Genomic DNA, 19,215 nt, shown 5'->3' with positions numbered 1-19,215 from the left:
GAGGACGCAGCGCCTAGAGCTGGGTCGTCCACCGCGAGCCTAGAAGCCCCTCAGGCGTGTCAACATCTAGCCATGAAGATTGATCCCCGATTCAAGCAGGCAAGCTTCCCGTGCCCCAGGTGCCACACATTGGCGCAACAGTCGTGGGATGTTCTCGTGGTCTTTGATGAAGAGTCAAACGATTACTCCCAAGCAGCAGATGATCTGCGAGGCGTACCAAACCCGACACCATGGACTATGAGCAATTGTTTCGCCTGCAAGCGTGGATCGGTCTGGAGGCGTGCTCAACTTGTCTACCCGCTCATCGAGAAGGCAGGCCCTCAAGCCTCGGCCGATATGAGCGAGGGGGTGCGGGAACTGTACGAGGAGGCCAGGTCGGTATCGCCGATTTCGCGACGGGCCGGCGCGGCGCTAGCCCGAGCCGCGCTTGAGCGCCTTTTGCGAGAACTGGACTCAGCAGCACCACGAGAAACGCGACTCGATGAACTCATTGCCCGATTGGGCACCAGAATTAGCACGCCCCTCCTGAGGATCTTGACGCCGCTGCGACACATCGGCAATAAGTCGCTTCACGGTGTCGGAACGCCCGATGAACTGGTCGCGCTCTACCTGAACAGCGACCACGACGACTTGGTTGAGCTCATATTTGCCGCCATCAACAGCCTTGTCGATGAGCTGGTCACCCGGCCCCGAATGGCAGATGAGCTCTACGCACAGTTGCCAATAGGCGTCCGCGAGGCGGCGGAACGCAAACTAGATCCCGCAACCCCGACTGGCCTTACATGATCAAGTGTGGCTTTTGATCTATCCGGTCGAGGTCATCCGCGAACTTAGTGGCGTCAGATGATGCCTCATCAACCAGGTCGGCGATGACGTTGTGAGCGAGCTGCGGCGCTTCGCTCATGAGAGTGAGGTTGCTGCCAAGCGTGTCCACCTCGCTCATCTGGGACTGCAGGTAGTCCAACGATTCTCGTAGTTCCTCGAACTCGCCCCGGGTAATTTCAGCCATGTCGTCATGACGACAGACATCCTCGCTGCAGAGCAAGGTCTATGGTACTCGCGCAGTTCGTTGACGAGCGCCAGGACGGCAATGGCGACTGACGAACCGACGCGCATAGTCAGTTCTGCCAGTAATCATTTAATGCCGACTACCGTTGTCGCTCATGGAGCCGCAGGCAGGAGAACAGCAACACGTGTTCATGGTCACGCGAGAATCTTCGCGCAGGGCGTCAGCAGAGTGGTTGTTCATGAACACCGTGGAAGACCTTCGCGAGCGGTGGGATGAGGATGAGAACCGTTACCGGGTACTTGGCATTGCCCCGTTACTCCGTAAGCTCCTTCTAGACTCGGGGGCACTCCTAGACATTGTGCGCTCCTATCATCGCGAAACACAGGTGTCATTTGCCCTCCGACCACACAAGGTCCGGCCGCGATTTGAGATAGCTCCGGGCTTGGAACTCCTCTGGGCGGCCGGTAGAGACGAACTCATAGGCAACGCGAGTACGACTCGTCTCGACGCACGGCGTTTACTCGCTGCACCCGTCGCCTCAGCGGCCGGACGAGGGGTCTCGTTCCGCGAGGTAGTCAAACACTTTGCGCATGTTGAAGGAGGAGTTCACCATGGCACACCTAAAAGCGAACTCAGCAAGTTCTTGAGTGAGATTAGCCCGCCCATGTATGACACGAAGCACGAGGCAGTTCGGATACTTGTTCCGATGTCAAAGGTCGTCGTGGAAGGAGTAGGCGAACTGTGTCAAGCCATTCTTCGGCAGTAACAGAACCAGAAGACGGGCCACCCCGGATTGGGGCAGCCCGTCAGGTGCGGCTTCGACATCAATCCACTAGCCAACGCGCTGGGCAGCTTCGACGTCGTACCGCAGCGCGGAGATGGCCCGTCGCGGACTAAACAGGGATGAATCACTGCCGATCCGCTTAATGGCAGGACCGTCAGTTGTTGAAGCGGAACTCCACCACGTCGCCGTCCTGCATGACGTACTCCTTGCCCTCGATGCGGGCCTTGCCTGCCGAGCGCGCCTCCGCGATGGAGCCGGTCTCGACCAGGTCGTCGTACGAGATGACCTCGGCCTTGATGAAGCCCTTCTCGAAGTCCGTGTGGATCACACCGGCGGCCTGCGGGGCCTTCCAGCCCTTGCCGATCGTCCAGGCGCGCGTCTCCTTCGGACCGGCCGTCAGATAGGTCTGCAGCCCCAGCGTCTCGAACCCGATGCGGGCGAGCTGGTCGAGGCCCGACTCGTCCTGCCCGAGCGACGCGAGCAGCTCGGCCGCGTCGTCGTCGTCCAGGCCGATCAGCTCGGACTCGACCTGCGCGTCGAGGAAGATCGCCTCGGCCGGCGACACGAGCGCCTGCAGCTCGGCCTTGCGCGCCTCGTCGGTCAGCACGGCCTCGTCGACGTTGAACACGTAGATGAAGGGCTTCGCGGTGAGCAGCCCCAGTTCGCGGATCGGCTCGAGGTCGATGCTCGTCGACGACAGCGCCTCGCCCCGCTGCAGGGCGTCGCGGGCGGCCACGGCGGTCTCGTGCACGAGCGGCTCGACGCGCTTGAGGCGGAGCTCCTTCTCGTAGCGCACGAGCGCCTTCTCGACGGTCTCGAGGTCGGCCAGGATCAGCTCGGTGTTGATCGTGCCCATGTCGCTCTCGGGGTCGACCTTGCCGTCGACGTGAACGACGTCGGGGTCGTCGAAGCCGCGCACAACCTCGGCGATGGCGTCGGCCTCGCGGATGTTCGCCAGGAACTTGTTGCCGAGCCCCTCGCCCTCGCTCGCGCCCTTGACGATGCCGGCGATGTCGACGAACGACACCGGCGCGGGCAGGATCTTCTCGCTGCCGAAGACGCCGGCCAGCACCTGGAGGCGCGGGTCGGGCAGGTTGACGATGCCGACGTTCGGCTCGATGGTCGCGAACGGGTAGTTCGCCGCCAGCACCTGGTTCTTGGTCAGGGCGTTGAACAGGGTGGACTTGCCGACATTGGGCAGTCCGACGATCGCGATAGTGAGAGCCACGAGGGTCAAGCGTACCGGGCATGCCGAGTCACCGGGGCGGAGCGGACCCGAGGAGGCGCGGGTCGCCTTCCGACCGGTCCTGTGGAGGGACTGTCGGAGGCGCGTGAGACCATGACCCAATGCCCATCGACTTCACCGCGATCGACTTCGAGACCGCGAACTCGAGCAGCGCCAGCGCCTGCTCCGTCGGCCTCGTCAAGGTCCGCGACGGCGTCGTCGTCGACAAGGCGGGCTGGTTGATCCAGCCGCCTGCGGGGCACGACGAGTTCTCGGAGTGGAACACGCGCATCCACGGGATCGTCGCCTCCGACGTCGTCGGCGCGTTCGGCTGGGCCGAGCAGTTCGACCTGATCGCCGACTTCGCCGGCGACGACGTCTTCGTCGCCCACAACGCCGGCTTCGACATGGGGGTCATCAAGGCCGCCTGCGCCGCGACCGGGCTCACTCCCCCCGCGTGGTCGTATCTCTGCAGCCTCCAGGTCGCCCGCAAGACGTACACGCTCGACTCGTACCGCCTCCCCCTCGCCGCCGCGGCGGCCGGGTTCACCGGCTTCTCGCACCACGACGCACTGGCCGACGCCGAAGCCTGCGCGGCGATCGTCACGCACGCATCGGCGTTCCACGGCGCCGACGATCTCGTCGAGCTCGCGTCGCTCGCCACCGTCAAGGTGAAGGTGCTGAAGCCGACAGCTCTGCCCGAGCCCGAGGGCGCCGAGCCGACCAGGCGGCGACTCAAGGTCTTCTTCAGCTGACCCTCTGAGCCACTACCCTCCGAGTCACGCTCGGCAGCGAGCGATGTCGGTGGCCGCTGCCACACTGCTCGACATGGTCTCCTCGCTCGTCGCCTTCCTCCTCGCTCTCGTCGCACTCGTCGTCGGGGCCCTCGTCGGCGCTCTGGCCGGCCGCTCCCGCAGCGCCGCGACCGCCGCGCAGCTGGCCGCCGACGCCGCAGCGGCGCGGGCGACCGCCGAGTCCTACCAAGAACGGCTGCACGAGCAAGACCAGCAGTACCGTCGACAGATAGCGGGGCAGGAGGCACGGCTCGCCGAATTCCAAGACCGTCTCCGTGACATCCGCATCACCGAGGCCGAGCGCACCCGCTCCGAGGGGCACGTTCTGACCGCCCTCAGCCCGGTCACGCAGAGTCTCGCCGCCGTGCAGCAGAAGGTCGCCGAGCTCGAAGAGCAGCGCACCCACCAGTACGGTGCGCTCAGCGAGCAGCTGCGCAGCGCGGCCGAGTCCGAAGAGCGTCTGCGGAGCACCGCCGAGAGTCTCGCGTCGGCGCTCAAGTCGAACAGCACCCGCGGGGTCTGGGGCGAGACCCAGTTGCGCAACGTGGTGCAGGCCGCCGGCCTGGTCGAGCGTGTCGACTTCGACGTCCAGACGAGCATCCACTCCGACGCGGGCGCGGGCCGCCCCGACATGGTGGTGCATCTGCCGGGGGGCAAGAACATCGCCGTCGACGCCAAGGTGCCGTTCACCTCGTACCTCGAGGCCAGTGCCATCCCCGCGACGGCCGGCGGCGAAGAAGGGGCCCGACGCGGGGCCCTGCTCAACCAGCACGTCAAAGCGCTGCGCGCCCACGTCGACGCCCTCGCCTCGAAGAGCTACTGGTCGGGGCTCGAGTCGTCACCCGAGCTGGTCATCGCCTTCATCCCGAGCGAGTCGCTCGTCGCCTCGGCGCTCGAGGCCGACCCGTCGATCATGGACTACGCGTTCCAGAAGCGCGTCGCGCTCGCCTCACCCGTCACCCTCTGGTCGGTGCTGAAGACCATCGCCTTCAGCTGGCAGCAGGACGTCGTCACCGCCGAGGCCAAGACGCTCTTCGATCTCAGCAGAGAGCTGTACGGCCGACTCTCGACGATGGCCGGTCACGTCGACAAGCTCGGCAGGTCGCTCCGCGGGTCGGTCTCCGACTACAACCGCTTCGTCGGCTCGCTCGAACGCACCGTCCTGCCGTCCGCCCGCCGTCTCAGCATGCTCGACGAGACGAAGGTGCTCGCCGCACCGACCCCCATCGAAGAGACCCCGCGCGACCTGACGGCCGCCGAACTGACGTCCGCCCTCGACGCCGATCGAGAACGACACGGCGCGAGGGCGGACGACGAATAGCCGCAGGGGCTAGGCGGTCTCTCCGTACCACTTCGAGACGAGGTGGTCGGCCTCGACGCGGCGGATCGTGCCCGAGTGCGAGCGCAGCACGATGCTCGAGGTGCGGATCATGCCCTGCTTGCGCGTGACACCGGCGACCAGCGCGCCGTCGGTGACGCCCGTGGCGACGAAGTAGGCGTTGTCGCCGGTGACGAGGTCGTCCTGGTCGAGCACGCGGTCGAGGTCGTGACCGGCGTCGATCGCCTTCTGACGCTCGGCGTCGTCCTTCGGGGCGAGACGCGTGAGGATGAGACCGCCGAGGGCTTTCACGGCGCAGGCCGTGATGATGCCCTCGGGGGTGCCGCCGACACCGACGCACATGTCGATGCGCGAGTCGGGGCGGGCGGCGTTGATGCCGCCGGCGACGTCGCCGTCGAGCAGCAGACGGGTCGACGCGCCGACGGCGCGGATCTGGGCGATCAGGTCGGCGTGACGGGGGCGGTCGAGCACCGCGATCTGCATGTCCTCGACGGCGATGCCCTTGGCCGCGGCGAGCGCGACGATGTTCTCGCCGATCGGACGATCGAGATCGATGATGCCGATGCCCTCGGGCCCGGTCACGATCTTGTCCATGTAGAAGACGGCGCTGGGGTCGAACATGCTGCCGCGGTCGCTGACCGCGATGACCGACAGGGCGTTCATGCGACCGGCGGCGGTGAGGCTCGTGCCGTCGATGGGGTCGACGGCGATGTCGCAGGCGGGGCCGAAGCCGTTGCCGACGTGCTCGCCGTTGAAGAGCATCGGCGCTTCGTCCTTCTCGCCCTCGCCGATGACGACGACGCCGTCGAAGGCGACGGTGCCGAGGAACTTGCGCATCGCGTCGACGGCGGCCTTGTCGGCGGCGTTCTTGTCGCCCTTGCCGATGAAGGGGGCGGAGCGGATCGCGGCCGCCTCGGTCGCCCGGACCAGCTCCATTCCGAGGTTTCGATCGGGGTGCGAGTAGAGGGTTCCGGAGGGTGAGTCAGCCATTCCTGAAGCATAGTCCGGCGTCGTCGACGTTCGACAACGTGCGATATGTTTGCAGATCGCATCCAGAACTCGTGTTCCACCGAAAGGCGCCCATGAAGCTCACCTCCCGTCGATCCGCGAGGGTGCTGACCGCAGCTGTGGCCGCGCTCGTCGTCGTCCTCGGCGACCCGTCCATCGCCTCCGCCGCGTCCAAGCCGAACTCGAACGACGTCGAGATCGCCGTCCGCGTGACGAGCGACGGTCTCGGCCGATTCACGGCGGACGACCGCCCCGGGGGCGACAGCGGCCCCGCGAACGGCATCGTGCGCACGGGTGACGCGGTGGTCTACGGCGTGACCGTGGGCACGACCGAGGGCACGGCGTCGGGTGGCGAGTTCTCCCTCACCGCGCCTCCTGGGCTCGGCTGGTCACGCCTGCCCGACGACTGCGCCCGCGAGGGGTCCGCCATCGACGGCGACGTCCTCCGCTGCCGACTGGGCACGCTGACGAGCGGCGCCCGCACGGTGAGCGTGGCCGCCTCGGTCGCCGTCGCCCTCCCTCACGCGACGACTCTGACGGTCACCGCCGAGGCCCGCGCCGACGCCGACGACCCCGTCCGCGCCGTCGCCCCCTCGCTCGTCGTCTCGGCGGCTCCCCGCTACGACGTGTCCATGAATCGCGCCCTGCCCACGCTCGCCGAGGCCGTGGGTCCCGACGGCGTCACTCCCGGCTTCCGCCTCGTCTACCCGCTCCTCGTGCACTGGAACGGTCTCGTCGAGGGCGGCGGACTCCTCGGGGTCGAGCCTCTCGGCGAGCGCATGACCCTCGTCGACGACGTCTCGCGCATGTACGGCGGCGACGCCAGCCCGGCCGTGCTCTCCCCCCTCGACGACGCTCCGGCCTGCGGCCCGAACACCGGCCAGGTGGACTCGATGCCGGGCGGCGTCGGCGGCGGGTCGACCAACGTCGTCGACTCGGGCACGATCGTCTGCAGCCAGGCGGCACCGGGTGAACCGGTGTCGATCTCGATCACCGGGGCCGACACCTCGATGTCGTCGACCCCCACCAAGAACGTGCTCGGCAGCGACATCCTCGGAGGCGCGCTCCCGTACGTCGTGTCGGCCTACGTCTCCCTGTGGGTCCCCGAGCTCACCGAGCAGGGATCATTCCGGGCGACGAACACCTACCGGGACTTCGTCGCCGACTCCGTGAGCGGTCGAGCCAACTACGACGGGGAGGGCGAGCCCGTCGCGAACAACTCCGTGGCCCGCGACATCAGCAAGGGCTCAGGTGCCGGCGGGTCGCTGCGCTATCTCGGCATCGACGTCGACACGGGTGCTTCGTTCAACCTCTCGGGCAAGAACAACCTGCCGTACGTCACCCCGGCGCAGCCGGTCATGAGCATGCTCGGGGTCCGCAACTCCGGCACGGCTCCGTGGCACGAGGCCGTCTCGTGCATCGTCTTCGACAACTCGGTGCAGACGCTCCGCGAGCAGCGCGCCGGCGTCTGGGCGACGTCGACTCTCCCCGCGGTGACGGGCCGACCCGAGTTCGCGGCCTTCGACGGCTCGGAGCCCACCACGGCTCGCGACGCGACCTGCGGCGACGACGATCTGGAGTGGCACGCCGATCCGCGATCCGTGCCGGGCGGCGCCGAGTCCGTCGGTGCGGTGCGCTGGACGTACGACCACCCGGGCACCACCTCCATCAGCTTCGGCGCTCATCTCCGCATCGAGCCGCGCCTCGACGACGAGACGCGCCCGCGCACCTTCGCCGCCATCCGCACGTCGCCGACCGCCGGGTGGACGAACGACCGGAGCGACGCCGAGGCCGCCAACGGAGGGTGGGCCGACTTCCTCACCGTGACGAGCAACATGGCCCGCATCCGGAGCGCCGTCGTCGACCCCGGTCACGACGCCGACAGCACGCCTGACGAGACGACCTACGTCACCGCCGGCGGGACGACGACCTACGCCTTGTACCCGAGCCTGACGAACGCCTCCCGCGACCGGGTCGACGAGGCCGTCACCGTCGAGGCCCATCTGCCGGCCGGCACGTCGTTCGTGCCGGAGAGCGCCTCCACGGCCCCCGAGATCGATCGCATCGAGATCGACGGGGTCGTCCGCCAGCGGCTCACCTGGTCGATCGCCCCGGTCGCGGTCAACGACACGATCGACCCGCTCACCTTCGACGTCCGCTTCGACAGCGTCCCCGTGGGCGGCGAGGCCCGGCTGGAGGCGGTGGTGGCGTCGACCCGCGACGTCTCGGCTCTCTGGGCCCGAGTCGCCCACCGCACGGTGACCGTCCTCGAGGGCGGCGGCTTCGACGCGGAGGAGACCGTCGACCGACCCGTCCGCGTGATCGGCGACGATGCGACCTTCACCCTGTCGTATCGCAACACGGGCACGACCATCCTGCCGAACAGCTCGTTGATCACGATCCTCCCCCACGACGCCGACGGGCGAGGCACCACCGGCGAGCGGGCCGAGCTGGGCGGGCCGCTCTCCTCCGCCGCTCCGACGGATGTGATCCGATACACGACGAACCCCTCCGACGAGCTCTCGCACGACCCCGTCCACCCGTCCAACCTCGACGGCGGTGAGACGACCTGGTGCCTGGCGGACGACTTCGGGATCGATGACTGCCCGGCCTCCTTCGCCGCGGTCACGGGCGTCCGGGTCGAGAGGAGCGAGCCCATCGCCGCAGGCGCGGAGGTGCACCACGACCTGGTCGTCGACGGCGCGTCGGCGGGTCTCGAGACCTGGGCCTCGACCTTCGGCCTCAGGGTCGGCGGCATCGACTGGACCTCGACGTCGACGGTGGCCTCTACACGCGCCGTGGCCGGATCGATCGGCAGCCGGGTCTGGGTCGACTCGGACGCCGACGGGGTCCGCGCCGACGACGAGTCCGCGGTCGCCGGGCACGGGGTGTCCCTGCGCGGGACGGACGACCGCGGCGACGACGTGACGGCCGAGACCGAGACCGACGCCGAGGGCCGCTACGCGTTCACCGCTCTGCGCCCGGGCGACTACGTCGTCGACTTCGGGGCCGCTCCCCATGGCTGGACCCTCCAGCACGCGGGCGACGACGAGTTCGACTCGGACGTCGACGAGCGGGGAGCGGCCGAGACCCGACTCGACGAGATCATCGTCGACGGTGGTCTGGCGGCAGTGACCCGCCACGATCGGCTCGATGCCGGGATGCTGCCGGCGCCGGTGGGCGACGGGACTCCCCCGCTGCCCGACCAGGGCTCCGATAGCGGCACCGGCACCAGCACCGGAGACTCCACGACGTCAAGGACGCCCGGCGACACGGACGCACCGAGGCTGGCCTTCACCGGCGCCGACGCCGCGGGCCCGGCCCTCGCCGGCGCGGCCCTGGCCGTCGCCGGGCTCGTTCTGCTCGCCCTCCGGCGCCGACGCCTGTCGAGGCACGACCCCCGGTGAGGCCTGCGGGCGTCACCCGATCGTCGCTGACTAGGGTGGTGGCTGCAGCCACCACCCGCAATCGAAGGAGATGCAATGCCCGTCGCAACCCCTGAGCAGTACGCCGAGATGCTCGACAAGGCCAAGACCAAGGGCTTCGCCTACCCGGCCGTGAACGTCTCGTCGTCGCAGACGATCAACTCCGTTCTGCAGGGTCTCACCGAGGCGGGCAGCGACGGCATCATCCAGGTGACGACAGGAGGCGCGGACTACTTCGCCGGGCACACCGTCAAGAACCGCGCGGCCGGGGCCATCGCCTTCGCGAAGTTCGCGACCGAGGTCGCGAAGAACTACCCGATCACCGTGGCCCTCCACACCGACCACTGCCCGAAGGACGCCCTCGACGGCTTCGTGCTGCCGCTCATCGCCGCCAGCGAGGAGGAGGTGCGAGCGGGTCGCAACCCGCTCTTCCAGTCGCACATGTGGGACGGCTCGGCGGTGCCCCTCGACGAGAACATCTCCATCGCCGAAGACATGCTCAAGCGCACCCGCGCGATCAACGCCATCCTCGAGGTCGAGATCGGCGTCGTCGGCGGCGAAGAGGACGGCGTCGAGCACGAGGGCACGAACGACGCCCTGTACACGACGGTCGGCGACGTCACCCGGGTCGTCGAGGCCCTGGGCCTCGGCGAGAACGGCCGGTACATCGCCGCCCTGACCTTCGGCAACGTGCACGGGGTCTACAAACCTGGCAACGTGAAGCTGCGCCCCGAGCTGCTCGGCGAGATCCAGCAGGGCATCCGCGAGCGCTTCGACACGGCCGAGAAGCCCCTCGAGCTCGTGTTCCACGGTGGCTCCGGCTCGTCCGACGCCGAGATCCGCGAGGCCGTCTCGAACGGCGTCGTCAAGATGAACCTCGACACCGACACGCAGTACGCCTTCAGCCGCTCGATCGCCGACACCGTGCTGAAGAACTACGACGGCTTCATCAAGGCCGACGGCGAGGTCGGCAACAAGAAGCAGTACGACCCCCGCGCCTGGGGCAAGGTCGCCGAGTCCGCCATGGCGGCCCGAGTCGTCGAGGCGACCAGGCAGCTCGGCTCGTTCGGTCAGTCGGGAAGCTGACCCGCGCCTCCTCGGCTCTCCTCGCCGTAGTTGACGAACGGGCCCGCAGCATGCGCTGCGGGCCCGTTCTCGTCGTATCAGAGCGTCAGAGCGAGGGGCCCGAACCGTCGAGGATCGACTGGACGAAGGCCGCGTCGCCGAACAGGACGACGAGCACGAGGACCATCTGCACGATCGACATCAGCACGCCGGCCGACAACGGCACCCAGAAGGTCACCTTGCGGGCGGCGAGACGACGGATGCTCCACATGAGGGTGATCGCGAAGACCGCCACGGTCAGCACGGCGATGATCACGCCGGAGCGCTGCAGGGCCTCCTGGCCGGTGAAGGCGTCGGTCGAGTAGCCGGCGCCGCTGAGGGCGGAGAGCAGTGACGACGAGAACTTCGAGGCCATCACCACGTTCGAGATCACGCTGTAGAGACCGATGCCCAGCAGAACGAACGTGGCGACCCGATCGAAGCGGCGGGCTCCCGAGAGATCACCCGCACCGGGACGAGGAGGCGCACCCCACGCACCGGGGGTCGTCGCGTCTCGAGGGGCCGCCTGCGGGATAGGCGCGGGGCCGTCGCTCCGGCCCGCCGGCGGGGTCTCCGTCTCGACCGGGGCGACGGGGCTGACCCACCCCTCCGGTGCGTACTCGCCGTACCGCGGGCGGGGACGCTCGTCACGTACGGGCTGCTGCTGCTGCTGCTGACGCTCGTCGGTCATCGGGTCCGACCGCCGAGGCCGCGCGCGTCGACCTGACCGCTCGCGTCCTTACGGAGCTCCTTCGGCAGCGAGAACATGAGGTCCTCCTCGGCCGTGACGACCTCCGCGACGTCGAGGTAGCCGGCGTCGGCGAGGTCGTCGAGCACCTCCTTGACGAGGATCTCGGGAACCGAGGCGCCCGAGGTGACGCCGACGGTCTCGACGCCGTCGAGCCACTCCTGGCGGATCTCGGACGAGAAGTCGACGCGGTAGGCGGCCTTGGCCCCGTGCTCGAGGGCGACCTCGACCAGACGGACGCTGTTCGAGCTGTTGGCGGACCCGACCACGATCACGAGATCGGCCTCGGGGGCGACCTTCTTGATGGCGACCTGGCGGTTCTGCGTGGCGTAGCAGATGTCGTCGCTCGGCGGGTTCTGGATGGTCGGGAACCGCTCGCGCAGGCGGCGCACGGTCTCCATGGTCTCGTCGACGCTCAGCGTGGTCTGCGAGAGCCACACGAGATTCTCGGGGTCGTCGATGACGAGGTCGTCGACCTCCTCCGGGTTCTGCACGAGGGTGGTGCGATCGAGCGCGTGCCCCATGGTGCCCTCGACCTCTTCGTGCCCGGCGTGACCGATGAGGATGATGTGCCGACCCTGGCTGCCGAAGCGCACGGCCTCGCGGTGCACCTTCGTGACGAGCGGGCAGGTGGCGTCGATGGCCTGCAGCTGGCGGTCGGCCGCGCCCTGCACGACGGCCGGCGAGACCCCGTGGGCGCTGAAGACGATGTGCGAACCCTCGGGGACCTCGTCGACCTCGTCGACGAAGATCGCGCCCTGGCTCTCGAGGGTCGACACGACGTGGACGTTGTGGACGATCTGCTTGCGCACGTAGACGGGAGAACCGTAGTGCTCCAGCGCCTTCTCGACGGCGATCACCGCTCGATCCACGCCCGCGCAGTAGCCGCGTGGGGCCGCGAGCAGCACACGCTTGTGTCCAGTGACAGGGGTATCCCTTAGCCTGTTACGCACCGCAGGAACACGCGGTGTCGGCAGGTCGATGGCAAGGGCGCCGTTGGTGATATGGCTCACCAGTCGATTGTAGGTGCGACGACTGGTCGCGTACTGAGAGCGGCGGGTCGAGTCGTGTCGATGCGGCCGAGACCGACCCTGCCCACCCTCACCGAGCATCCTCGACATCGGTCGACGACAGGAGACGAATGACGATCGTGCCCCCGCCGCCCACGGCGGACGCCCCCTGGCCCGTCGGCCTGCTCGCCACCAAGGTGCGCGACTGGATCGACCGACTGGGCACGGCCTGGGTCGAGGGCGAGATCACGCAGTGGAACGTGTCGGGGGGCAACGTCTACGGCAAGCTCCGAGACCTCGAACAGGACGCGACGGTGTCGTTCTCGATCTGGTCGAGCGTCAAGTCGCGGGTGCCCGCCGATCTCAAGCAGGGCGACCGGGTCGTCGCCGCCGTCAAGCCCAACTACTGGGTCAAGGGCGGCTCGCTGACCATGCAGGTGTTCGACATGCGGCACGTCGGGCTCGGAGACCTCCTCGAGCGACTCGAGCGACTGCGGGTCAAGCTCACGGGCGAAGGGCTGTTCGCGCCCGAGCGCAAGAGACGTCTGCCGTTCCTGCCCCAGTGCATCGGGCTCGTGACGGGCCGAGACAGCGACGCCGAGAAGGACGTGCTCCGCAACGCGCAGCTGCGGTGGCCGTCCGTCGAGTTCCGGGTGGTGCACGCCGCGGTGCAAGGCGACCGGATGGTCTCCGAGGTGACCGCTGCCGTGCAGCGGCTCGACGCCGATCCCGAGGTCGACGTCATCATCGTGGCCCGAGGCGGGGGCGACTTCCAGAACCTCCTGGGCTTCAGCGACGAGACGCTGATCAGGGCGGTCGCCGCCTGCACGACCCCCGTCGTCAGCGCCATCGGTCACGAAGCCGACCGTCCGCTGCTCGACGAAGTGGCCGATCTGCGCGCCTCGACGCCCACCGACGCCGCCAAACGGGTCGTCCCCGACGTCACCGAAGAGCTCTCTCGAGTGCAGCAGGCCCGCGCTCGCATCGGGCAGAGGCTGACGGCGCTCGTCGCCACCGAGGTCGACCGGCTCGAGCAGATCCGCAGCCGCCCGGTGCTCGCGTCCCCGCAGACCCTCGTCGACGTCCGAGCCGACGAGATCGTCAGAGCCGTCGCGCGGGGCCGAGAACTCGTCGTCCGAGGCGTCGAGCGGGGCGAGACCCGGGTCGCCGAGCTGACCGCTGGTCTCCGGGCGCTGTCCCCGCAGGGCACGCTCCGCCGCGGGTACGCGATCGTGCAGCTGCCGGGCGGGTCCGTCCTGCACGACCCCTCCGATGCGCCTCGCGACACCGAGCTGCTGCTCACGCTCTCCGGCGGCGGTCTGACGGCGGTCTCGACCGGCGAGTCGAGCGGACCGATCGACGACCATCCCTCCCCAGGAGGCACGAGGCAGTCACGCGCATCGGGCGCCGGTCGCTCTCACCCCGCCTCGCAAACCCCTCGTTAGGATCGACATCGTGGACAACGCCCCCTCCGACGCCTCGAACGCGAACAGCTCGTCGCCCGACGTCTCGTCGGCCGACGGCACCGCGGTCGCTCTCCCCGCCGACATCGCCTCCCTGAGCTACGAGCAGGCGCGCGACGAGCTCGTCTCGGTCGTGTCCGAGCTCGAGCAGGGTGCGTCCACGCTCGAGCGGTCCCTCGCCCTCTGGGAGCGCGGCGAGGCGCTGGCCCGCCGCTGCGAAGAATGGCTGATGGGTGCTCGCGAGCGCCTCGAAGCCGCCAGACGACAGGCACCCGCGTCGTGAGCACCCCGAGACGGGGCCGCGGTCGACGCGATCAGGGCCCACGCATCGTCGCCGAGCTGGGCCGACCCGAGACACCGGCCGAGACGGCCGCGCGCAAGGCCGAGAACACCCGCAAGCACTACGCGAACCAGACGGCGATCAATCTGACGCTGTCGATCGTCGCATCGCTCGGCATCGTCCTGTTCCTCATCCTGGTCGTCGTGCGCCCCGACGGAACCGTCAACCGGCAGGACATCGACTACGCCACCGTGGCCTCCCAGGCTCAGGCCAGTGTCGACGTGCCGCTCGCCGCCCCCGTCCTGCCCGACTCCTGGAGTTCGAACCGGGCCGACATCGACACGTCCACGCCCGACGACGTCGATGTCTGGTACATCGGCTTCATCACCCCGGGCGAGCAGTTCATCGCTCTCGAGCAGGGCATCGACGCCAACGACACCTGGCTCGCAGCCGCCGTCGACAATCGCGCCGCCACCTCCGCCCGCGAGATCGAGGGGGTCGACTGGACGGTCTACGACCGACGCGACGACGACGACGCCGGCAACTACGCTTACTCGTTGACGACGACCGTCGGCCGCAGCTCGTACGTGCTGCACGGAACGGCCGACGACGCCGACTTCGAGGCCCTGGCGACGGCGCTGGCCGCCGACATCGCCGACGAGACGGACGACTGAACATGACATCGCAGCCCATCACCCCGACTCCCCCGCAGACCCCCGGCGACTCGTGGCGTCGCATGACCGACGGCAACGAGCGCTTCGTGGCCGGCACCCCCGACCACCCGCACCAGGACAGCGATCACCGGTCGAGCCTGGCCGGTGGCCAGAAGCCCGTCGCCGCCCTCTTCGGCTGCGCCGACTCGCGACTGGCGGCAGAGATCATCTTCGACGTCGGCCTCGGCGACCTCTTCGTCGTCCGCAACGCGGGGCAGGTCGTCGGCGACACCGTCATCGCGTCGCTCGAATACGCCGTCTCCGTGCTGAACGTCCCCCTGATCGTCGTCCTCGGGCACGACAGCTGCGGCGCCGTGGCCACCGCCATCGACTCGCTGACGTCCGAGGCGCCTCCCGGGTCGAGGTTCCTCGGCGGGCTGATCGACATGATCGTCCCCTCCGTCCGACGGGCCACGATCGATCTCGAGCCCGGTGCCGCCCTGGATCCCCGCAGCGTGGGCAAGCTGCACATCGAAGCGTCCGTCCAGTCGCTCGTCGGCTCGTCCGCCCTCATCGCCACTGCGATCGCCGAGGGCCGTCTCGCGGTCGTCGGGGCCAACTACGCACTCGCCAACGGCCGCGTCGACCCGTCGGTCGTCGTGGGCCGTCTCTGAGAACCATCCCGGGGCGGCCGCCCCGGGTCGCCAGCGCCCCATGAGGGCCGAAGAAGGGACCACGACGACGTGACCACATCCGAGTACCGCATCGAGCACGACACGATGGGCGAGGTGCGGGTGCCCGCATCGGCTCTGTACCGGGCTCAGACCCAGCGCGCGGTCGAGAACTTCCCGATCTCGGGCACCGGTCTCGAGCCGGCCCAGATCGTCGCCCTCGCCCGCATCAAGAGAGCCGCCGCGCTGGTCAACGGCGAGATGGGCATCGTCGCCCCCGCCGTCTCCGCCGCGATCGTCTCCGCCGCCGACGAGGTCATCGGCGGCCGGCACCACGACCAGTTCCCCGTCGACGTCTACCAGACCGGCAGCGGGACCTCCTCGAACATGAACATGAACGAGGTGCTCGCGACGCTCGCAGGCACGGTCGACGGCACCGCGGTCCACCCCAACGACCACGTGAACGCGTCGCAGTCGTCGAACGACGTGTTCCCGACTTCTGTGCACGTGGCCGTCACCGGCGCGCTGCTGCACGACCTCGTCCCGGCCCTGACGCACCTCGCCGAGGCGCTCGAGCGCAAGGCCTCCGCCTGGTCCGACGTCGTCAAGGCGGGGCGAACCCACCTGATGGACGCCACGCCCGTCACCCTCGGGCAGGAGTTCGGCGGTTACGCACGACAGATCCGCCTGGCGATCGAGCGGGTCGAGGCCACGCTGCCCCGCGTGGCGGAGGTCCCCCTCGGCGGCACCGCCACGGGCACCGGAATCAACACGCCGATCGGGTTCCCCCAACGCGTGATCGCGGCCCTCGCCGCCGACAGCGGGCTCCCCGTCACCGAGGCGCTCGACCACTTCGAAGCCCAGGGTGCGCGCGACGCCCTCGTCGAGGCCTCGGGAGCCCTGCGCGTGCTCGCCGTCAGCCTGACGAAGATCAACAACGACATCCGCTGGATGGGCTCCGGCCCCAACGCCGGGCTCGGCGAGCTGCACATCCCCGATCTGCAGCCCGGGTCGTCGATCATGCCCGGCAAGGTGAACCCCGTCATCCCCGAAGCCGTGCTCATGGTCTCCGCCCGCGTGATCGGCAACGATGCCACCATCGCCTGGGCGGGTGCGTCGGGTGCGTTCGAGCTCAACGTCGCCATCCCGGTCATGGGAACAGCGCTGCTCGAGTCCATCCGTCTGCTCTCGAACGCCGGTCGAGCACTGGCCGACAAGACGATCGACGGACTCGAGGCCAATGTCGAGCACGCGCGGGCACTCGCCGAGTCGTCGCCCTCCATCGTCACCCCGCTCAACCGTGTCATCGGCTACGAGGCCGCAGCCAAGGTCGCCAAGCACGCCGTCGCCCAGAAGATGACGGTGCGCGAGGCCGTCGTCGACCTCGGCTTCGTCGAGCGCGGCGAGGTCACCGAAGACCAGCTCGACAAGGCCCTCGACGTCTTGAGCATGACCCACCCGGGCTGACCCGATCGCCCCTGCAGGAGGCGCGGTGTCGGTCTGACCGGCGCCGCGCCTCCTCGGCTGGTCCTGCCCCGGGCCTGGCCCCGCCTCCTCGTCGCGGGCGCCCGTCCGTCGCGGTCGGGTTCCGATCGTGCAGCTGTTCACAGCAGCGGACCTCCGAACACCGACAGCGCCCAGAACGAAGCCAGCAGGCACGGACCGAACGGGACTCCACGGCTCCGACTCCCCCTGGCAAGCAGCGCGGTCGCGGCGACGATCAGGCCGATGACACCAGCACCGGCGACGAGCGCACCCACCGCGATGCCTCCCCACGGCGCGACGATGCCGACGAGCGCCGCACCGAGCTTGACGTCGCCCATGCCGAACGCGCCACCCACGGCGAGCGCGAACGCGACGGCGAACCAGAGTGCGGCCCAGCCGAAGGGGATCGACGCCGACAACAGACCGGAGTCGATCAGCCGGATGACACCGCCGACCACGAAGGCGGCTGCGAGCAACCCCACCAGAGGGTTCGGTAGTCGCCGGACGGTCAGATCGTGCCTCACCAGGGCGGGGGTCACCGTCGCGACCGTGAGGAACGAGACCTGTGCGCCGGCATCGGGCGCGACCGTCACGGCGAGTCCGCCCAGCACCACGATGGCCCCGAGCTCGAGCACGCGATCGGCGGACGGCGCGTGTGCCGTGTCGAGGGTCGACGTCATCATGACCGACCCGCTCGAGACAGCCGGGTCGGGGAGCCTGCACGCGTAGCTGCGAATGGGGCCGTCCGTGGCCGGTGAGGTCGAGGAGCCCTCGACGCGCCGACACGCCAGGGCTCGGCGCCGAGGCAGGCCCCATGGTGCGAATCGCGGCATCGCCTCGACGCCGTGCTCACGGCACGTGAACGCCGGATGATCGCGTGGACCGCCTCGACGAGCAGGCCCCGCTCGTCTCGGACCATGCCGTACCCGCAGCGGAGCGCGACCCTCCCCGCGATCGTCACGGTGATGTCCTTGTGCCGGTCGGCGTCGAACGTGTCTGCATGGAAGGCTCGGCCGTCGAGTTCGAGAGCCACCACCTCGTCGATGACGATGTCGATGCGTCGGGCATCGCGCGGACCCACGGGGACCTGCAGGCGGACGTCATGCCCGAGTGAGACGAACGTGGCTCTGATCAGGCTCTCGATGAAGCTCTCGCTCCGCTGGTCCGCCCAGTCGACGATCGAGGCGCGATTCTCCGGCAGGTGGGCGAACGCCTCTGCCAACTCGACCCGCGTGAACCGCCCGCTGGCGAGCGACCAGTCGAGCAGGGCGACCGCCTCGTCGAGAGGGAGGCCGAGGACGGCCGTGACCAGCGCCTCCTCGAGGGGCACCGCCCACGGTGGCGTCGGTCGATCGCGAACCGGGCCGGACGGGAGCACGCGCGGACGCCAGACGACAGTCGCCCCGTGACGGGCTCGGAGCCGAGACGCATTCGCCGAGACGGCCACCGTGACGGGCGGCGGCGTCCACAACCACGCACCGTGCAGGGCCAGGAGAGAGGCGCCCGTGAGGCGGCCGCCGATGCGCACGGCCTCGTGCCGGGGATCGCCGGGCGGGAAGACCGTGTACCAGCCGCGCCGGGCCCGATGCAGCGACCCGAACCGGACACTGGCCGTGAGGAGACGATCGGTGGCGCCCTGCGCCACGAGCTGCCGTTTGTGCGCGACACCACCCAGGTCGGTGACGAGTGCTGCGAGTTGCTCCATGCCGGAAGACTGCTCGGTGACCGGGCCTGGCACCTGGTCAGGGGGCGGCCCTGGGGACGGATCGAGCTGGCGAGCATCTGGGGTGGGATCACGCGCAGCGCCTCGACTCGACCCCGCGCCGCGCCGCGCCTTCGGGCCCGCACCCGGTCGGCAACTCAGGCTCGCAGGCCCGTACCTGTGCGGAACAGACACGATCGTGCGGCTGAACCTGAGTTGCCGACCGGGCAGCAGGCAGCATCCGGCCGGCGCGCCCGTGCTCGAATCCCGACCACGCCGCAAGGCGGCCCCCTGACCTGACCGACCTCGAATCCGCTTCGGTCGGCAACTCAGGCTCGCAGGCCCGTACCTGTGCAGAACAGACACGATCGTGCGGCTGAACCTGAGTTGCCGACCGGGCAGCAGGCAGCATCCGGCCGGCGCGCCCGTGCTCGAATCCCGACCACGCCGCAAGGCGGCCCCCTGACCTGACCGACCTCGAATCCTCTTCGGTCGGCAACTCAGGCTCGCAGGCC

Annotated in this window: 17 protein-coding genes; 10 read left to right on the top strand and 7 right to left on the bottom strand. The window is 69.1% G+C overall.

Going from position 1 to position 19,215, the window contains the following annotated elements; translation table 11 throughout:
* Window positions 1-72 precede the first annotated feature (72 nt).
* Entirely contained in the window at window positions 73-786 is a 714-nt protein-coding gene (locus ACZZY9_RS13000) for a hypothetical protein (RefSeq protein ID WP_463464389.1), read from the top strand.
* Here the strand turns inward: ACZZY9_RS13000 and ACZZY9_RS12995 are convergent.
* On the bottom strand, window positions 779-1,009 hold the full coding sequence (locus ACZZY9_RS12995) for a hypothetical protein (protein ID WP_463464388.1): 231 nt from the start codon (window positions 1,007-1,009) through the stop codon (window positions 779-781). The two genes, ACZZY9_RS13000 and ACZZY9_RS12995, sit on opposite strands and share 8 nt — an antisense overlap.
* 938 nt (window positions 1,010-1,947) lie before the next feature.
* Window positions 1,948-3,021: a redox-regulated ATPase YchF gene (ychF, locus tag ACZZY9_RS12990; RefSeq protein WP_463464387.1), complete on the bottom strand. Its 1,074-nt coding sequence runs from the start codon at window positions 3,019-3,021 to the stop codon at window positions 1,948-1,950.
* Between the two features lie 119 nt (window positions 3,022-3,140).
* On the opposite strand from ychF, the gene ACZZY9_RS12985 reads away from it, so the two are divergent.
* Both ACZZY9_RS12985 and ACZZY9_RS12980 read left to right on the top strand, forming a co-directional pair.
* Window positions 3,141-3,773, top strand: coding sequence for an exonuclease domain-containing protein (locus tag ACZZY9_RS12985; protein ID WP_463464386.1), 633 nt, complete (start codon window positions 3,141-3,143; stop codon window positions 3,771-3,773).
* Window positions 3,774-3,846: 73 nt separating this feature from the next.
* Window positions 3,847-5,133, top strand: a complete 1,287-nt coding sequence (locus ACZZY9_RS12980) for a DNA recombination protein RmuC (protein ID WP_463464385.1) — start codon at window positions 3,847-3,849, stop codon at window positions 5,131-5,133.
* 9 nt (window positions 5,134-5,142) lie between these two features.
* Here the strand turns inward: ACZZY9_RS12980 and glpX are convergent, their stop codons facing one another.
* Complete coding sequence (gene glpX / locus ACZZY9_RS12975) at window positions 5,143-6,141, bottom strand: class II fructose-bisphosphatase (protein WP_463464384.1); 999 nt, start codon at window positions 6,139-6,141, stop codon at window positions 5,143-5,145.
* A gap of 92 nt (window positions 6,142-6,233) precedes the next feature.
* Between glpX and ACZZY9_RS12970 the strand changes: the two genes are divergently transcribed.
* Together ACZZY9_RS12970 and fbaA are read left to right on the top strand one after the other, a co-directional pair.
* Window positions 6,234-9,566, top strand: coding sequence for an SdrD B-like domain-containing protein (locus ACZZY9_RS12970; RefSeq protein WP_463464383.1), 3,333 nt, complete (start codon window positions 6,234-6,236; stop codon window positions 9,564-9,566).
* A gap of 75 nt (window positions 9,567-9,641) precedes the next feature.
* Entirely contained in the window at window positions 9,642-10,670 is a 1,029-nt protein-coding gene (fbaA, locus tag ACZZY9_RS12965) for a class II fructose-bisphosphate aldolase (RefSeq protein ID WP_192059636.1), read from the top strand.
* A gap of 85 nt (window positions 10,671-10,755) precedes the next feature.
* Here fbaA and ACZZY9_RS12960 read toward each other — a convergent pair whose 3' ends face one another.
* The gene (locus ACZZY9_RS12960) at window positions 10,756-11,379 is read right to left on the bottom strand and encodes a DUF6264 family protein (protein ID WP_463464382.1); all 624 of its coding nucleotides are present in this window, start codon (window positions 11,377-11,379) and stop codon (window positions 10,756-10,758) included.
* On the bottom strand, window positions 11,376-12,389 hold the full coding sequence (locus tag ACZZY9_RS12955) for a 4-hydroxy-3-methylbut-2-enyl diphosphate reductase (protein ID WP_243213878.1): 1,014 nt from the start codon (window positions 12,387-12,389) through the stop codon (window positions 11,376-11,378). Before ACZZY9_RS12955 ends, ACZZY9_RS12960 begins: the two co-directional genes overlap by 4 nt.
* A 188-nt stretch (window positions 12,390-12,577) precedes the next feature.
* Here ACZZY9_RS12955 and xseA point away from each other — a divergent pair, with 188 nt between their 5' ends.
* The 5 genes from xseA (at window position 12,578) to ACZZY9_RS12930 (ending at window position 16,980) form a co-directional block, all read left to right on the top strand.
* Window positions 12,578-13,891: an exodeoxyribonuclease VII large subunit gene (xseA, locus tag ACZZY9_RS12950; RefSeq protein ID WP_463464381.1), complete on the top strand. Its 1,314-nt coding sequence runs from the start codon at window positions 12,578-12,580 to the stop codon at window positions 13,889-13,891.
* A gap of 103 nt (window positions 13,892-13,994) precedes the next feature.
* On the top strand, window positions 13,995-14,192 hold the full coding sequence (locus ACZZY9_RS12945) for an exodeoxyribonuclease VII small subunit (RefSeq protein WP_243213879.1): 198 nt from the start codon (window positions 13,995-13,997) through the stop codon (window positions 14,190-14,192).
* Entirely contained in the window at window positions 14,189-14,863 is a 675-nt protein-coding gene (locus tag ACZZY9_RS12940) for a DUF4245 domain-containing protein (protein WP_463464380.1), read from the top strand. The genes ACZZY9_RS12945 and ACZZY9_RS12940 overlap by 4 nt, the downstream gene beginning before the upstream one ends.
* 2 nt (window positions 14,864-14,865) lie before the next feature.
* Entirely contained in the window at window positions 14,866-15,516 is a 651-nt protein-coding gene (locus tag ACZZY9_RS12935; protein WP_463464379.1) for a carbonic anhydrase, read from the top strand.
* A gap of 69 nt (window positions 15,517-15,585) precedes the next feature.
* Window positions 15,586-16,980, top strand: coding sequence for a class II fumarate hydratase (locus tag ACZZY9_RS12930; RefSeq protein ID WP_192059627.1), 1,395 nt, complete (start codon window positions 15,586-15,588; stop codon window positions 16,978-16,980).
* 137 nt (window positions 16,981-17,117) lie between these two features.
* Here ACZZY9_RS12930 and ACZZY9_RS12925 read toward each other — a convergent pair whose 3' ends face one another.
* Entirely contained in the window at window positions 17,118-17,681 is a 564-nt protein-coding gene (locus tag ACZZY9_RS12925) for an A24 family peptidase (protein ID WP_463464378.1), read from the bottom strand.
* Window positions 17,678-18,703 carry a hypothetical protein gene (locus tag ACZZY9_RS12920; RefSeq protein ID WP_463464377.1) on the bottom strand — a complete coding sequence of 342 codons (1,026 nt, stop codon included), beginning with the start codon at window positions 18,701-18,703 and terminating at the stop codon, window positions 17,678-17,680. The genes ACZZY9_RS12925 and ACZZY9_RS12920 overlap by 4 nt, the downstream gene beginning before the upstream one ends.
* Window positions 18,704-19,215 lie beyond the last annotated feature (512 nt).

The organism is Frigoribacterium sp. AC394, from assembly GCF_979258095.1.
This window is presented reverse-complemented; position numbering and strand designations above follow the sequence as displayed.